At 57.6% G+C, this 15229-nt stretch carries 17 protein-coding genes; 10 read left to right on the top strand and 7 right to left on the bottom strand.

The features are described from left to right. The first annotated feature begins 237 nt into the window (after window positions 1-237). Window positions 238-438 carry a PA3496 family putative envelope integrity protein gene (locus LL947_RS14020; RefSeq protein ID WP_290822218.1) on the top strand — a complete coding sequence of 67 codons (201 nt, stop codon included), beginning with the start codon at window positions 238-240 and terminating at the stop codon, window positions 436-438. Window positions 439-557: 119 nt separating this feature from the next. Here LL947_RS14020 and LL947_RS14015 read toward each other — a convergent pair whose 3' ends face one another. Continuing rightward, complete coding sequence (locus tag LL947_RS14015; protein WP_499833534.1) at window positions 558-1901, bottom strand: sodium-dependent transporter; 1344 nt, start codon at window positions 1899-1901, stop codon at window positions 558-560. A 197-nt stretch (window positions 1902-2098) separates the two neighbouring features. Then, window positions 2099-2953: a DUF72 domain-containing protein gene (locus tag LL947_RS14010; RefSeq protein WP_499833533.1), complete on the bottom strand. Its 855-nt coding sequence runs from the start codon at window positions 2951-2953 to the stop codon at window positions 2099-2101. A gap of 53 nt (window positions 2954-3006) precedes the next feature. Between LL947_RS14010 and LL947_RS14005 the strand changes: the two genes are divergently transcribed. Together LL947_RS14005 and LL947_RS14000 are read left to right on the top strand one after the other, a co-directional pair. Beyond that, window positions 3007-3390, top strand: coding sequence for a fluoride efflux transporter FluC (locus LL947_RS14005; RefSeq protein WP_499834435.1), 384 nt, complete (start codon window positions 3007-3009; stop codon window positions 3388-3390). Next, window positions 3387-3758 (top strand): fluoride efflux transporter FluC, encoded by a 372-nt coding sequence (locus LL947_RS14000; protein ID WP_404414769.1) that lies wholly within the window; start codon window positions 3387-3389, stop codon window positions 3756-3758. Before LL947_RS14005 ends, LL947_RS14000 begins: the two co-directional genes overlap by 4 nt. A gap of 47 nt (window positions 3759-3805) precedes the next feature. On the opposite strand, the gene LL947_RS13995 is transcribed toward LL947_RS14000, so the two are convergent. The 4 genes from LL947_RS13995 to hemC are packed head-to-tail and all read right to left on the bottom strand — an operon-like array spanning window position 3806 to window position 8223. Next, window positions 3806-5083, bottom strand: coding sequence for a heme biosynthesis HemY N-terminal domain-containing protein (locus tag LL947_RS13995; RefSeq protein ID WP_290822211.1), 1278 nt, complete (start codon window positions 5081-5083; stop codon window positions 3806-3808). After that, on the bottom strand, window positions 5080-6489 hold the full coding sequence (locus LL947_RS13990; protein ID WP_499833532.1) for a uroporphyrinogen-III C-methyltransferase: 1410 nt from the start codon (window positions 6487-6489) through the stop codon (window positions 5080-5082). The genes LL947_RS13995 and LL947_RS13990 overlap by 4 nt, the downstream gene beginning before the upstream one ends. Before the next feature lie 16 nt (window positions 6490-6505). Then, a complete protein-coding gene (locus tag LL947_RS13985; protein WP_499833531.1) occupies window positions 6506-7285 on the bottom strand; it encodes a uroporphyrinogen-III synthase in 780 nt (259 codons plus the stop codon). Then, entirely contained in the window at window positions 7282-8223 is a 942-nt protein-coding gene (hemC, locus tag LL947_RS13980) for a hydroxymethylbilane synthase (RefSeq protein WP_290822204.1), read from the bottom strand. The genes LL947_RS13985 and hemC overlap by 4 nt, the downstream gene beginning before the upstream one ends. A 169-nt stretch (window positions 8224-8392) precedes the next feature. Here hemC and argH point away from each other — a divergent pair, with 169 nt between their 5' ends. From argH to LL947_RS13945, 7 genes are read left to right on the top strand one after another with little or no spacing between them, the layout of a single operon-like run. After that, a complete protein-coding gene (argH, locus tag LL947_RS13975; RefSeq protein WP_290822202.1) occupies window positions 8393-9796 on the top strand; it encodes an argininosuccinate lyase in 1404 nt (467 codons plus the stop codon). Next, window positions 9793-9945, top strand: coding sequence for an LPS translocon maturation chaperone LptM (lptM, locus tag LL947_RS13970; RefSeq protein WP_499833530.1), 153 nt, complete (start codon window positions 9793-9795; stop codon window positions 9943-9945). Before argH ends, lptM begins: the two co-directional genes overlap by 4 nt. After that, window positions 9945-11222 (top strand): diaminopimelate decarboxylase, encoded by a 1278-nt coding sequence (gene lysA / locus LL947_RS13965; RefSeq protein ID WP_290822200.1) that lies wholly within the window; start codon window positions 9945-9947, stop codon window positions 11220-11222. Before lptM ends, lysA begins: the two co-directional genes overlap by 1 nt. After that, window positions 11222-12055 (top strand): diaminopimelate epimerase, encoded by an 834-nt coding sequence (gene dapF / locus LL947_RS13960; RefSeq protein WP_499833529.1) that lies wholly within the window; start codon window positions 11222-11224, stop codon window positions 12053-12055. Before lysA ends, dapF begins: the two co-directional genes overlap by 1 nt. A 50-nt stretch (window positions 12056-12105) precedes the next feature. Further along, window positions 12106-12819, top strand: a complete 714-nt coding sequence (locus LL947_RS13955) for a DUF484 family protein (protein WP_404414755.1) — start codon at window positions 12106-12108, stop codon at window positions 12817-12819. Window positions 12820-12848: 29 nt separating this feature from the next. Then, complete coding sequence (locus LL947_RS13950; protein ID WP_404418044.1) at window positions 12849-13757, top strand: tyrosine recombinase XerC; 909 nt, start codon at window positions 12849-12851, stop codon at window positions 13755-13757. After that, a complete protein-coding gene (locus tag LL947_RS13945; RefSeq protein ID WP_290822229.1) occupies window positions 13754-14494 on the top strand; it encodes an HAD family hydrolase in 741 nt (246 codons plus the stop codon). Before LL947_RS13950 ends, LL947_RS13945 begins: the two co-directional genes overlap by 4 nt. A gap of 7 nt (window positions 14495-14501) precedes the next feature. On the opposite strand, the gene yihA is transcribed toward LL947_RS13945, so the two are convergent. Beyond that, complete coding sequence (gene yihA / locus LL947_RS13940) at window positions 14502-15149, bottom strand: ribosome biogenesis GTP-binding protein YihA/YsxC (protein ID WP_499833528.1); 648 nt, start codon at window positions 15147-15149, stop codon at window positions 14502-14504. Between the last annotated feature and the right edge of the window lie 80 nt (window positions 15150-15229).

Below are 15229 nucleotides of genomic sequence, written 5' to 3'. Positions count from 1 at the left end.
TCAGTATGCCTGATTCCTTTACAAAAATGGCAGTGTTATCATCTACTAATATATTTGTTAGAATGTTGTCGTTTAAACAGCGTTGGGCATTTTTTTCGTAAAGGTTCATCATTTTGTCAACTAGGTTATAGTAATAATTGAAGTGCCGCACTGCATCATGCTGTAGGCGTCATGGATAGCAACAGGCGTGGCAGGTGCAGGTGGACGAAGGCATATTCACCTGGAGGAACGTCGATCATGCGTAATATCGAACGAGTCACCTCAGTCAAAAGCGAGCTGCTCGATATCTTCATGAGCATGCAGGTCAATGAACATGCTGAACGCCAGCGCGTTTCCGCCCAGCGCAGCCTGCGCGCCCGGCGAGGTATCGAGCTGCATCGGGAGTTTCAGCAGCTTACCCAGGAAATCGAAGATCTGCCGGAACCTGAGCTGCATTAATCTTCCGCATCCTTTCCAAGGCCATCTGCCTGTTTCAGCCGGTGGCCCGCACATATGAAACACGCCCTGTCATGAGTGAACCATGACAGGGCGCAGAAACGTTTTCACGCGTTCTGGTGTTAGATAAAGCCAGCAATGAAGACGGCTATCACTCCTATCGGCGCGATATAGCGGCCGATAATATTCCACACCCTGATGCCGGTTGAAGACAGGCCCAGCTCTTTTTCCACGCTTTGGCGCTTCAGGCACCAGGCAACAAAGACGATGGCGCCCAGCCCGGTTAACGGCAACAGTATCTTGGCGGTGAAGGTGTCGAGCAGATCAAAGATATTCAGCCCCAGGAAGAGTACCTCCGACCACAGATTGAATGACAGCAGTGCCGCGACGCCCAGAAGCCAGACAGCCCCCCCGCTGATAACGGTGGCCGTCAGGCGGGATAGACCGGTGCGTTCTTCAAGCATTTCAACGGTGGGTTCCAGCAGTGAAATGGCCGAGGTCAGGGCTGCAAAGGTCAACAGCAGGAAGAACATCAGCCCCAGCACAATACCGCCGGTCATGTTGCCAAACGCAATTGGCAGGGTGACAAAGATCAGTCCCGGGCCTTCACCAGCACTCATGCCGTTGGCAAACACGATCGGGAAAATGGCCAGACCTGCCAGCAGGGCAATGGCGGTGTCAATAATGATCACCGTGCGCGCTGTGCTCAACAGGTTGACGTCTTCGCCCAGGTAGGAGCCGTAGGCCATCATGATACCCATGCCTAACGACAGAGTGAAGAATGCCTGCCCCATGGCAGCCAGTACGACGCCGCCATCCAGGGCGCCCCAGTCCGGGCTGAACATGAAGCCCAGGGCTTCACCGAAGTGGCCGGTAGTCATGCCGTAGCCAGCGAGAATCAGCATCAGGATGACCAATGCAGGCATCATGGAGCGGACGGCACTTTCAATACCCTGAGTAACGCCGCGGGCGACAATGCCCACTACCAGCAGCATGAAGGCGCTGTGCCACAGTAGCAAGGTACCCGGGCTGGCCAGCATATTGCTGAAAATGTCACCGATACTGTCAGCGTCCTGGCCTGTGAAAGTGCCGGTGACCGCATTCAGGGTATAGTTCAGCGACCAGCCGCCGATCACGCTGTAGAAAGACAGGATCAGGAACCCTGCCAATACTCCACTGAATCCGATCAGCGCCCAGGACTTGCTGATGCCACTTTGCTTGGCCAGCGTCACCATGCTGTCGATAGGGTTTTGCTGGCCGCGACGACCGATCATCCACTCGGAAAGCAGAATAGGCATGCCGACCAGGGCGACACACGCCAGATAGACCAGTACAAAGGCAGCGCCCCCGCTATCACCTACCAGGTAGGAAAAGCGCCAGATATTGCCGAGACCCACCGCAGAACCTGCGGCCGCCAGCACAAAGGTCATTCGCGATGACCACTGTGCATGTGAATGTTTCGCCATACATCACCTGTTTAATAGTTGTGTTCGATTTGATAACGGCATATGTGTTGCATCATGGATGCGTAACATTGCGTATGCTGAACAGCAGGCCGGAATAAGTCGACAGCAACCGTCGAATAATCACTACTTTCCGAGCATGGCGGACAATTTATCCGATCAAAGGCAGGCTGGCCAGTGATCTCAACTGAAAAAAATAACTAGAAAAGATCAGCTTGCTTTTCGCCTGGAAAAGCACCTAAAGCGGCTAATCCGGTGTGGGCTGTGAGTTGTTGATACAGCCATCGCGCCATGGCGGGCGCATGGCGATTATCCGCGGTATGCACAAATAAGAAAGGGGTTTTCCCCTGATTTATCCACAAGGAAAGCTGTTTTATCCAGGCCGCGAAGTAATCAGAATTTATTTGTTTGTCAAGATGGCCAATAAAGCGTATGACCGGCTGACCAGCGGTGGAAAGCACGTGTAACGGGAGTCTGGGTTTTTCCTGCTGGGCGTGAGCAAGCCCCGGGCTATCCTCGGCCGAGGTAGCAAAGACCGGGCGGACATCAAGCATGACGCGGTTAGCTGAAAAAGTTATCAACAATCGGTTCAACGCTTGCTCAGCCGCCCCTTTATGAAAAAACGCTGGGTGACGGACTTCAACGGCACAGGGTAAATGGCGTGGCCATATATTCAATAGTGCTTCCAGGCGAGGCATGTCACGAGGGCCAAAATCGCCCGGCAGTTGAATCATGGTAGGCCCCAGCTGATGATGAAGCGGTGCCAATGCGTCGAGAAAGTCCAGCGCAGCCTGCGGGTCAGCCAGGCGCTGTTCGTGGGTAATGGCTGCTGGCAACTTGAAGCAGAAGCGAAATGCACTGCGTGTCTGGCTCGCCCAGGCGTTCAGCGTTGACGTTGAAGGTGCTCCGCTATAAAACGTGGTATTGCCCTCAACGCTGGAAAAAACCGCTGAATAGTCACCTAGCAGGTTTGATCTGGCATGCTGAGGATAAAGGCTGCCGCACCAGTCCTGGTTGGCCCACATGGGTAAACCCAGATACAAAGGGAGTGTCATGGTGTGTCAAACGCCGGTTGAGGATGCATAAAGTCGGAGAGTCATTGGTGGATATGATAACAATAATCGGGGTCATGCTGGGTGGTGCCTTGGGGGGCATGCTGCGGTTATGGATCGGCAGCAGCGTCAGCCGTTATGCAAGTGGCGTTTTCCCGTGGGGCACGCTCACGGTCAACCTGACGGCGGCGCTGATGATGGGCGCTGCCTTTGGGATCTGGCAGGCATCGGGAGAGAACCCCGGAGCACTGGTTTGGGCCGTGATGGCGGCCGGTCTGTTAGGCGGATATTCCACGGTGTCAACGCTGAGCCTGCAGGTGCTGAGACTCTGGACGTACCACCCTGTGCTGGCGATCGTCTATCTTGTGGTCAGCCTTGGCGGTGGTCTGGCGATGATCGCCGGCGGCCATCTGGGGATTATGGCGGCGATAACCACATGAACCGCACGCTGATGATGTATCTCGCCGTCGGGGTGGGAAGTGGACTGGGTGCAGGCTTGCGCTACTGGATGTCGATGACGGCAATAGAGTTCTTTGGATCAGGATTTCCCTGGGCGACTCTGGGAGTCAACGTACTGGGGTCAGCGCTGATCGTCTGGTTGTCCCGGGTGCGCTGGCAGGCATTCTGGACGAGCGGTTTTTGCGGCGGCTTTACAACGTTTTCGCTGTTCAGCCTCGAAGTATGGGTGCTCTGGCAAGGGGAGCTACCCTGGTTGGCAGTGGTTTATCTTGGCGTCAGCGTCATGGGCTGGATCATGGCGGCAGGCTGGGTGCAGTACCTGATGGTGAAAAAAAACGGGTGCCGGTAAAGGCACCCGAAATATAAAACGACAGAATTTCGCTGAGAAGGTGGGCGTCAGGCTGATTTGGTGCTGTCCTTGGCGTCGACAACCTCATCTGTCGCTGAAGATGTTCCCTCCGGCTGTTTGGGCTGTGGCAAGGAAGGCAGCGATTTGGCCAGCATTTCCACGCTCTGGCGATAGTAAAGCTGGCTCTTGTTATGTTCGCCAAGGCTTGCATACAGGCGCGCCAGCTCAGCACATACCACCCCGCTGGGACGCTGGCGTTGGCTGGCTTCGAAGTATTCCTGCGCCTTTTCCCACTTGCCGGTACGTAGCGACAGTCGACCGCAGGTCAGCAGCAACTCAGGATCATTTGGCCTTTCCTGCAGCCATTTTTCGGCCTTCACCAGTTGGCGGTTAGCATCCACGTTCAACAGGCCATAGCGGGTCACCAGGCGCGCATCCCAGTGATGGTCCAGAGAATGGTTGAGCAGCCGCTCGGCAATGGCATCTTCATCAGCCTGCACCAAGGCATCTGTATACAGGACGATCAGTTCAGTATTGCCACGCAGATAATCCGGCATGTCCGCCCACAGGCTGCGAATTCGTTCGATATCGTCGGGATTTCTGGCCTCAAAAAGAATCATCTCGCGATAGGCGCGATATTCCAGCTGCTCGCGTTCCGTCGGAGAGATCAGCTTCTGGGCTGCCAGCCGGGGGATCAGACGACGCAGGCCGTCCCAGTCATTGACGCTCAGGTGCACCTGCTTGAGCAGCTTGAGCACCTGAGGATGGTTGGTCATCTTTTTGTCGAGACGGTTGAGGATCGCCAGGGCATCTTCAGGCTGCTGACGGTCAATCATCAGTTGAGCCTGCATCAGGCCAATAGCCGTATCAGCGCCATCGGTCGTCAGCTGGGCCTGGTTCAGGTGTTGCTGAGACTTGTCATGGTTGCCCTGGTAGTGGGCAGCCAGGGCGGCTGACAGATAGTTGACCAAGGGCGTGCTGGAATCATCTGCGGCCCGCACCAGGGTCTTCTCCGCTTTTTTCCATTTGCCATCGGTCAATGCCACCAGGCCATGAACAGTGCGTTTCATGGCACGGCGGTTGCGAGCCCGGCTGTTCCAGCTGCGAAAGCGCCCCATCGGACGAATAATGCCGGTCAGCAGGCGCAGCGCAAAGTGCAAGGCAATGAAGGTGCCAAACAGAAGCACCAGACCAAACCAGAAGGACGTTTGCACTGAGGTATCACCAACGCGTACCAACCAGTAGCCGGGAACCGACATCATCAGGTGGCCGAAAAAGGCGCCAACGGCCAGACCGGCGATGATGAGGAGAACGAGTTTTCTCATGACTCACCTCCGCGCGATTCATAGCGGTTCTCGATGAATTCGGCCAGTGCCTGCTGTGAACGACTGATATCGGGCAGTTCAGGCGTCACATTAGTCTGCCTGATTTCTTCCAGACGGGAGATTACGCCCTGGGTTTCGCTGCGCGAGGTGTCGTAGTAACGGTTAAGCAGGTCAAGTGCCTTGTCAATGCCGGCTTCAAACAGCTCCTGTTCTTCTTTGAGGACTGCCAGCTGGGATTGCTCAAGAATCAGGCGCAGGCTCTGACGCAGATAGGACTCCTGCTCGGGCGTGATCAGCACTTCCATGGCTTCGTCGTGGCCACGCACGACCACCAGGTCTTTCAGCTCTTCACCAAAGCGTGCCAGCTGGCGTTGGAAAGTGCCGGTGGGCGGTTCTTCCATATTGGACGACACCGGCTGCTCCTCAACTTCCTGATCGAGGCGCAGAGTGGCAATGCGTTCCTGCTGGGCATTGAGCGCCAGATAGATGCCGGTGCGGTCGACGCGTGGAACAGCATCCAGGGCAGCCAGCTCACTGGCAATTTCACGCCGGACAGGGGTCAACGCCGGGTTGTCCGCGCTGTTAAGAACGCTGTCAGCCGTGCGCAGCAGGGCAGCAGCGCCTTCTACGTCGCGTTCCAGTTGCAGGCGCTGGTTGGCCAGGCGTAACAGGTAGGCAGCTTCGGCATGCAGCCATTCACGCTCATCGGCATCCTGCTCCTGGGATAATTGGTCGAGCACCTGATCAAGTGTGTCATTGACCTCAGAGCGATACTCTGAAAAGGCCTGCTGCATCTCGTTGGTGGTGCTTTCCAGCGCCTGATTACGCTCGGCTTCGCCACTTTCCAATCGCTCATTCAACTCGGCCAGGTCTGCCTGTGTAGCGCTGTTGTCAGTTTTCTGGGCAAGCTCATCAAGGCGTTGCTGCTGGTTCTCCAGGCGCTGCCAACCCTCCCAGGCAAGAAAGGCCAGGGCAACCGCCAGGACAACCACCAGCACAATGGCAAAAATGCCGCTTTTGCTGCCGCCGCCGCCACTGCCTTGCTGTGGGACTGCGTCAGTTGGGGTGCCTGCACCGGAAGCGGCAGCCGACGGGCTGGCAGTGGCGTTATCCTTGTTAGCGGCACTCCCTTTTGTAGTGGCACTATTGTTGGCAGCGCTATTGTTGGCAGCGCTATCTGTCTTGGCCGACTGGGTGCTGGCAGGCTGTGCAGCACTTTGGCTGCCCTTGGCTGAATTCTGCTGGCCGCTCGGCTTGGAAGACGTGTTAGCACTGCCTTTGCCACGACGCTGTTGCTGATTGGCCGTCTTTACTGAAGACGCAGACGATGACGATGTCGCGTCACTCTGCGAAGCCTCGGCAGGCGTCTTCTGTGCGTCATCCTGATCGTTTGTTTGTTTGCTCATCTGTCGCTAGCCCTTGTTAAGTTCCTTGATCGACATCGGCACCCGGTGGGTTGCAGGTGCGAGTCAACGCGGCTGTCAGTGCAGCCGGAGTTGCTCCCGTTGCCACCGTTGGGGCGCAAAACCCCAAATCTGCCGCTAGTGTAGCTAAACGGCGACTGGAAACGATTAGCGGTTGGTTCAAGGCTGCCTGATTGCACCATTTTGCCAGATGTTGCAGCTGTTCGCCGCTGGTAACAATCAACGCCTGAAAATTTCCTGATTCAAGTCGTGCCATGCCGCTGGGATCCGGCGGCTGATAACGTCGCTGATACACGCTGGCGCGGGTCACACGGGCACCGCGGGCGCGCAAGGTATCCGCCAGAAGATCACGACCGCCCTCGCCTGCGACAATCAGCACCTTCTGCTGGTCGACCTGCTGCAATGATGGTAACGCGAGTAAAGCCTCACTGGTATCCTCATTGCGTTCTGCCTCAGGGACGTGCACCTGAACGCCGAGCTGTTGATGTAATATGTCAGCGGTGCCCTGCCCAACGCAATAATAATCAATGCCGGCTGGTAGTTGCGGCCAGTAACGATCCAGCGCCTCTTCAAGGCAGTGGGCTGCAAACGGACTGATAACGATAACTTTACGGAACTGATCAAAATCCAGCCAGAGTGAACGCAATTCAGCGTTTTCCGGCAGTGGCTGCAGCGTCAGCGTGTTCAGGTGCTCAACATTGAAACCCTGCTGCCGCAGTGTATCGGCCAGCATCTCGCCACGCTCGCCGGGGCGCAAGATCAGCACAGGAGCCATCACTGCGCGCCATACACCTCGGCAAGAATATCGCCTGCGCCCTGTTCCAGCAGTTCCTCGGCAACCCTGATACCCAGTGCTTCCGGTTCATGCATGGAACCTTTGCTGTCAGCACGCAGTACTTCAGTGCCTTCGGGGTTGCCGACCAGGCCGCGCAACCACAGGGTTTCAGCATCCGTGTCGAGCACGGCGTGGCCCCCAATGGGTACCTGGCAACCCCCTTCCAGGCGGGTGTTCATGGCGCGTTCGGCGCGCACCCGGGTGGCTGTATCCGGGTCATCCAGCGGGGCCAGCAGTGCGATAAGTTCGGGATCATGCAGTCGACATTCGATACCCAGAGCACCCTGACCACAGGCAGGCAAGCAGATTTCTGGCGGTAGTGCCTGGGCAATCCGTGCCTCCAGACCAAGGCGCTTGAGCCCCGAAGTCGCCAGGATAATGGCATCAAATTCACCGTCATCAAGCTTGCCCAGACGGGTCTGAACGTTGCCACGCAGATTCAGGATCTCAAGATCCGGACGGCGTTCACGTAGTTGTAGCCCACGACGCAGGCTGGCGGTGCCGATACGTGCCCCTTCCGGGAGTTCATCAACGTGATGGTAGTGATTGGAGACAAAGGCATCCGTGGGGTCGGCACCTTCAAGTATTACCGATAGACCCAGACCTTCAGGAAAATGCATCGGTACGTCTTTCATGGAATGCACGGCAATGTCGGCGCGCCCGTCCAGCATGGCTTCCTCGAGCTCCTTGACGAACAGACCTTTGCCGCCGATCTTGGAAAGTGGCGTGTCGATAATCTTGTCGCCCTTGGTGGAGAGTGCGACCAGCTCGACGTCCAGGCCGGGGTGGAACGCTATCAGGCGATCACGTACATGCTCAGCCTGCCACATGGCCAGCTGGCTCTTGCGCGTGGCGATACGCAGCTTGGTGATGGATTGCACGTTTTTCTCCCTAGTCGCCATGACGGCGTATGAAAACAATAATCCCTCTTATCATAAAGCACTCGACAGCCAAGGAAAAATCCCGCTTGCAGACATGCCGCTGATAAGGGCGACTCTGGTACACTTTCTGCCAACGATTATTTCAATGTTCAAGCAGGATACTGTTGTCATGAGTCAAACCACCAATCAATCCTGGGGCGGTCGCTTCAGTGAACCTACTGATGCTTTTGTAGAGCGCTTCACCGCTTCGGTCACTTTTGATCAGCGCCTGGCGCATCAGGACATTCAAGGGTCTATCGCGCATGCCACCATGCTGACCCGCATCGGGGTGTTGACGGATGACGAGCGTGAGGCGATTGTTCAGGGGCTGATTGAGATCCGTAGCGAAATTGATGCCGGTGAGTTTGAGTGGTCAGTGCCCCTTGAAGATGTGCATATGAACATTGAAGCGCGGCTGACCCAGAAAATCGGCATTGTTGGCAAAAAGTTGCATACCGGCCGTTCGCGTAATGATCAGGTAGCGACCGATATTCGCCTTTTCATGCGTGATGCCGTGGATGTGATTGAAGGTGAGCTGATTCGTCTGCGTGAAGGGCTGGTAGAGCTGGCCGACCGTGAAGCTGACACCATCATGCCCGGCTTTACGCACCTGCAGACCGCGCAGCCGGTTACTTTCGGCCATCATCTGCTGGCCTGGCAGGAAATGCTGGCACGTGACCATGAGCGCCTGCTGGATTGCCGTAAGCGCATCAATGTGTTGCCCTTGGGAGCTGCCGCTCTGGCCGGCACTACCTACCCGATTGATCGTCATATGAGTGCTGAACTGCTGGGCTTCACGCGACCGGCTGAAAATTCTCTGGATGCCGTGTCGGATCGCGATTTTGCGATTGAATTTACCAGCGTTGCCAGCCTGCTGTTGATGCACCTGTCGCGAATGAGCGAAGAATTGGTGCTATGGACCAGCGCCCAGTTTGATTTTATCGACCTGCCGGATCGCTTCTGCACGGGTTCTTCCATCATGCCGCAGAAGAAAAATCCGGATGTGCCGGAGCTGGTGCGCGGCAAGACAGGCCGCGTCTACGGCCACCTGATCAGCCTGTTGACCCTGATGAAGTCCCAGCCGCTGGCCTACAACAAGGATAATCAGGAAGACAAGGAGCCACTGTTTGATGCGGTAGATACGCTGCGCGACTGCCTGAAAGCCTTTGCTGACATGATTCCGGCCATTGAGCCCAAAAAGGCCAACATGTTTGAGGCGGCACGCAAGGGCTTCTCAACGGCAACGGATCTGGCCGATTATCTGGTGCGTAATGGCGTAGCTTTTCGCGATGCCCATGAAATTGTCGGGCAGTCCGTCGCTTATGGCCTCAAGGAAGAAAAAGACTTGTCAGAAATGACCCTGGAAGAGCTGCAGCAGTTTTCTGACAGCATCGACGCCGATGTTTTTGAGGTGCTGACCCTGGAAGGCTCGGTGGCGGCGCGTAACCATATTGGCGGTACCGCACCGGATCAGGTTCGCGCCGCCGCGCAGCGGGCGCGCGAAGTGCTGCAAACGCTTAAGGATCAGCCGTGAACAAACGTCGCATCGCGCCGCGCTTCATCGGCGTTGCGCTGGCTGGGCTTCTGGCCAGCCTGTTAATTGCCGGATGTGGCCAGAAAGGGCCACTGCATTTGCCTGAAGCGGACTCATCCGAAGCGCCCGCCGCCGAGCAGGAGGAATAATGGATCACTTTAACTATCGCGATGGCGTACTCTACGCCGAAGACGTACCGCTATCGCGGATTGCCGCAGAGCATGGTACGCCGTGTTATATCTATTCCAAGGCGACGTTGGCGCGTCACTTCCGTGCCTATACAGAAGCGCTTGGCAGTCATCCTCACCTGATCTGTTACGCCGTCAAGGCCAATTCCAACCTGGCCGTGCTGGGCCTGCTGGCGCGCTTGGGGGCGGGGTTTGATATTGTCTCGGTCGGCGAGCTGGAGCGCGTGATGAAAGCCGGCGGCGATCCTGCCAAGGTGGTATTTTCCGGCGTTGCCAAGCAGGCCGGCGAGATGGTTCGTGCCCTGGAAGTGGGCATCAAATGCTTCAATGTCGAATCCCGCCCTGAGCTTCAACGCCTCAATGCGGTGGCCGGTGAGCTGGGCAAGCGGGCACCGGTCTCCCTGCGGGTCAACCCGGATGTGGATGCGGGCACGCACCCGTATATTTCTACCGGCCTGAAAGATAACAAGTTCGGCATTCCGGTTGATGAAGCGCTGGAGGTCTATGAACTGGCAGCCAGCCTGCCACACCTTGATGTGGTGGGTATGGACTGCCATATCGGCTCACAGTTGACCGAAACGGCCCCTTTCATGGATGCCCTTGAGCGTCTGCTGGTGTTGATGGACAGATTGCGTGAGCGTGGTATCGAGCTTGATCATCTGGATCTGGGCGGTGGCCTGGGCGTTCCGTATCGCGACGAAAAGCCGCCTCAGCCCTTTGACTATGCCAGTCAGCTTCTGGCACGTCTTGCCCGCTGGGCAGGCGGGGAAAAGCTGACGCTGCTGTTCGAGCCTGGCCGTTCGATCTCGGCCAATGCCGGCGTAATGCTGACCCGGGTTGAATTTCTCAAGCCGGGGGAGACCAAGAACTTTGCCATTGTTGATGCGGCAATGAATGACCTGATTCGTCCAGCACTTTATCAGGCCTGGCAGGCGATTATCCCGGTGGATACTCGTGAAGCGCGGGATAGCGCACTTTATGATGTGGTGGGGCCGGTGTGTGAAACCAGTGACTTTCTGGGCAAGGAGCGGGAACTGGCGATTGCCGAGGGCGATCTGCTGGCGGTGCGTTCCGCCGGTGCCTACGGCTTTGTGATGGCCTCCAACTATAACAGCCGCCCGCGGCCTGCCGAACTGATGGTGGATGGCGATGCCTGCCATGTGGTGCGCGCCCGTGAGCGGTTGGAAAGCCTGTGGGAGGGCGAATCGCTGCTGCCTGGCGGTATTGGAGAAGCCTGATGCTGTTACACTTCACAAAAATGCACGGCCTGGGCAATGATTTTGTCGTGGTGGATCTGGTGACCCAGCGGGCGCGTATTTCGCCTGCTCACATCCGCCAGCTGGCTGATCGGCGTTTTGGTATCGGTTTTGACCAGTTACTGATGGTTGAGCCTCCTCGTGATCCCACAATGGATTTCCGCTATCGTATTTTCAACGCTGACGGCAGCGAAGTGGAAAACTGTGGCAACGGCGCCCGCTGTTTTGCGCGTTTTGTGCGCGATCAGCGCCTGACCCATAAGCGCGATATTCACGTCGAAACAGCGGGAGGTCCCTTGCTCCTCAAGGTGCAGCATGACGGCATGGTGCGCGTTGATATGGGGCGGCCACGCTTCTCGCCTGCAGTGGTACCCTTTGAGGCAGCCGGAGACCAGCCCTTGCATACCTTGCAAGTCGGTGAGGAAATGCTCTCGATCAGCGTGGTATCCATGGGCAACCCCCATGCAGTGCTGGAGGTCGATGATGTGGTGTCGGCGCCGGTTGAGCGGCTTGGCCCGGCGATTGAAGCGCACCCACGTTTTCCTCGCAAGGTGAATGCCGGCTTCATGCAGGTTGTTTCAGCTAACCGGATCCGCCTGCGGGTCTTTGAGCGCGGCAGCGGTGAGACGCTGGCCTGTGGCACGGGGGCCTGCGCCGCGGTGGCCAGTGGCATTCGTCAGGGGTTGTTAAAAAGCCCGGTAACAGTCGAGCTGCCCGGTGGCGAGCTGTCGATTGAATGGCCGGACCCCGAAGCTGCCTTGATCATGGTGGGGCCAGCCACTCGAGTATTTGATGGGCGTGTTGTCCTTAATTGAGCCCGGCGTTGTCGCACAATAATGAAAATGGATTGAAAGGGAGAACGGTGATGTCTCAAGCCCCTGAACCGCGTAAGACGCTCGACCCTGAACAGGTAGCGTTCTGGCTGGCCCGCCATCCCGATTTTTTTGTCGGCCGGGAAGGCCTTTTGCAGCAGCTCAAGGTGCCTCACCCCAATATTAATGGGGCAGCGGTTTCGCTACTGGAACGGCTGGTAGTGGATCTGCGCCATCGCGCCGAATCCGCAGAGGGGCGCCTGGAGCAGTTGCTGGACACCGCCCGACATACAGAAACCCAGTACCGTCGCCTGCGCGAAACCCTGCTGGCGCTGGTAGACGCAGAGGATCGCGACATGCTCGCCCAGGCGCTGGCAACCCAGATGAGCGAACGCTTTTCCACCCCGGCGCTGGCGCTGTGGTGCCCTGCAACGCTCAGCGATACAGAGCCCACCCCGCCACAGCCACCCCGCCATGTTCTGGACCAACATACCAGTACGCGTCTGGCAGCCTTGCTGGATGGTCGTACCAGCCGCTGCGCCAAGCTGGGCGTCAGCGACTGGAAGTGCCTGTTACCGCATGTGGCTGCGCCTAAAAAGGCTGGCTCCTGCGCCGTTACCCGGCTGAGTGCGGGCGAGCCGCTAGGCTACCTGCTGCTGGCAAGCCCGGATCCGGAACAGTATCGTGCCAGCATGGACACCTTGTTCACCGAATACCTGGGTGATATCACTGCGCGGCTCCTGGTGCGCCTGGGGCCAGGCAACTGACAAGCCTATCAGGAGACGATGTGACGGCATTGAGCGCACAAGTCGACGCCTTCCTGGCCTCACTGGCCCGGCATGCAAGCTCGGCCACGCTGGACGCCTATCGCCGCGATCTCGCAGCGCTTCAGGCATTTGCCCAGGCGCATGGGATTGATGATGCAGCGCAATTGAACATGGCCAACCTGCGCGCTTTTCTGTCCAGCGAGCGAAGTCGGGGCATGGCCGCGCGAAGCCTGGCCCGGCGGCGCTCGGCGCTGTCACGCTTTGCTGAAGACTGTGTGACACAGGGTATTCTGGCCGATAATCCGGTAACTCTGCTGCGTACACCCAAAGCGCCCAGCCATTTGCCGCGCCCGCTGGATGTTGATGTGCTGGCCCGTTGCCTGGATACGCCTCATGATCAGTCACCCTTGGCCTGTCGTGATCAGGCAATGCTGGAATTGCTCTATTCCAGCGGCCTTCGCCTGGCAGAGCTAGCGGCTCTTGAACCTGGGGATCTGGATCAGCAGCGCGTCAGGGTGATGGGCAAAGGCGCCAAACCACGCCAGGTGCCGGTAGGGCGACGTGCACAGGCGGCTCTGGCGGCCTGGATGCCACATCGGCATATGCTGGCCAAGGCGGATGAAACGGCTCTTTTTATCAGCCAGCGCGGGCAGCGGCTGGGGCACAGGGCGATTCAGAAACGCCTGTCACAGCTGGCCGTCGCGCGTGGTTTGCCTGAGCATTTACATCCGCACCGCTTGCGCCATTCATTTGCCAGCCATCTGCTCGAGTCCAGCCAGGATTTGCGCGCGGTGCAGGAGCTGCTGGGTCACGCCAATCTGTCCACGACCCAGGTGTACACCCGGCTGGATTGGCAGCACCTGGCCGCCAGCTATGACGCCGCGCACCCGCGTGCCCGTCGCCATTCCAAGTACCTTGATACTCCCCCTGAGGCATAAGCATGTTGCAAGCAATCACCTTCGATCTGGATGACACCCTGTGGGACAACCACGGTGTCATGGCGCGTACCGAAGAGGGACACTATCGCTGGCTGCTGGAGACCCTGGAAACCTGGCTGGCGGCGCGTCAGCTAGCGCCACTGGGGGTGAACTATGCAGAGGGCCTGGCGGATTATCTGGCGCGGCGCCAGCAATTGGTGGCTGAGGTGCCAGAGCGACGCGGCGATTTTACCTGGTTACGCCTGCGTGCCCTGGAAGCCCAGCTGGAGGCTAGCGGGCTTGCGCGCAGTACGGCCCTGATGTGGGCCGCGGCGGCCATGAACGAATTTCACCGTCTGCGTGTACAGGTGACCCCGCACCCCGAAGTCGCTCCTTTGTTGAGTAACCTGCGTCAGCGTTACCGGTTGGCTGCTATCACTAACGGCAATATCCACTTACAACGTCAGCCGCTGGCCGAGTATTTCCCCATCGCCATTGCGGCAGGAGAGTTACTGGCTCCCAAGCCTGACCCGAGGCCTTTCCTGGCCGCGCTTGACCGGCTTGGGGTAGCACCGGCGCAGGCGCTGCATGTTGGCGATTCCTGGGAAGAGGATGTACTGCCCGCCCAGCGCTTGGGGATGCAGGCCGTCTGGGTCAGTGAAACGGCTGATCAGGCACTGCCAGAGCGAGTCGAGCGGATTGCTCATGTAAGGGAATTGGCCGAGTTGCTGACCTGGCTTGAAAAACGCGGTTTGTAAAAAGAGGTTAGATGTCTTTGGGCAGTGCCAACCACTGGTCCAGGCGTTGAGAAAGGGTTGTGATGCCGTCTTTTTTCAGCGCTGAAAAAAGCTGCACAGACACCAGGTCTTCCCATTCGCGCAGTTGCGAACGAACTTTTTGCAGGGATGCATTGGCGGGGCCTTTCTTCAGCTTATCGGCTTTTGTGAGTAGAATATGCACTGGCATTTCACGTTCATCGGCAAATCCCAGCATCATCTGGTCAAATTCGGTTAATGGATGTCGGACGTCCATCAGGAGAACCAGGCCACGCAGGGTATGGCGACCGCGTAAATAATCAGCCAGGTGGTGCTGCCACTCCAGCTTGACGGCCTCAGGTACCTTGGCGTAACCATAGCCGGGTAGGTCAACCAGCCGCTGGGAAGTCCCGTTCATCAGGCCGAAGTAGTTGATCAGTTGAGTACGTCCGGGCGTGCGAGAGGTTCTGGCAAGCGCTTTTTGATGGGTAAGAGCGTTGATCGCACTGGACTTTCCGGCATTCGAACGTCCTGCAAAAGCCACCTCAGTGCCACTGTCTTCAGGGCATTGAGCCAGGGTCGGAGCGCTGGTCAAAAAGCGCGCCGTGGTATAGTTAAGAGCCGGAAAAGAAGCGGGAGATTCAGTCATCGTGGACATCCTGGCGAAAATAAAGCGCTAAAAAGCGCCGTGAAGCGTAATATGAGGACGAAAAATACCCCTAAAGCAGGTTATGACTT

Source organism: Halomonas sp. BLK-85 (genome assembly GCF_044792155.1).
Lineage (GTDB): Bacteria > Pseudomonadota > Gammaproteobacteria > Pseudomonadales > Halomonadaceae > Vreelandella.
Note: the sequence above shows the minus strand (reverse complement) of the source record. Positions and strands in the feature narration are given on the sequence as shown.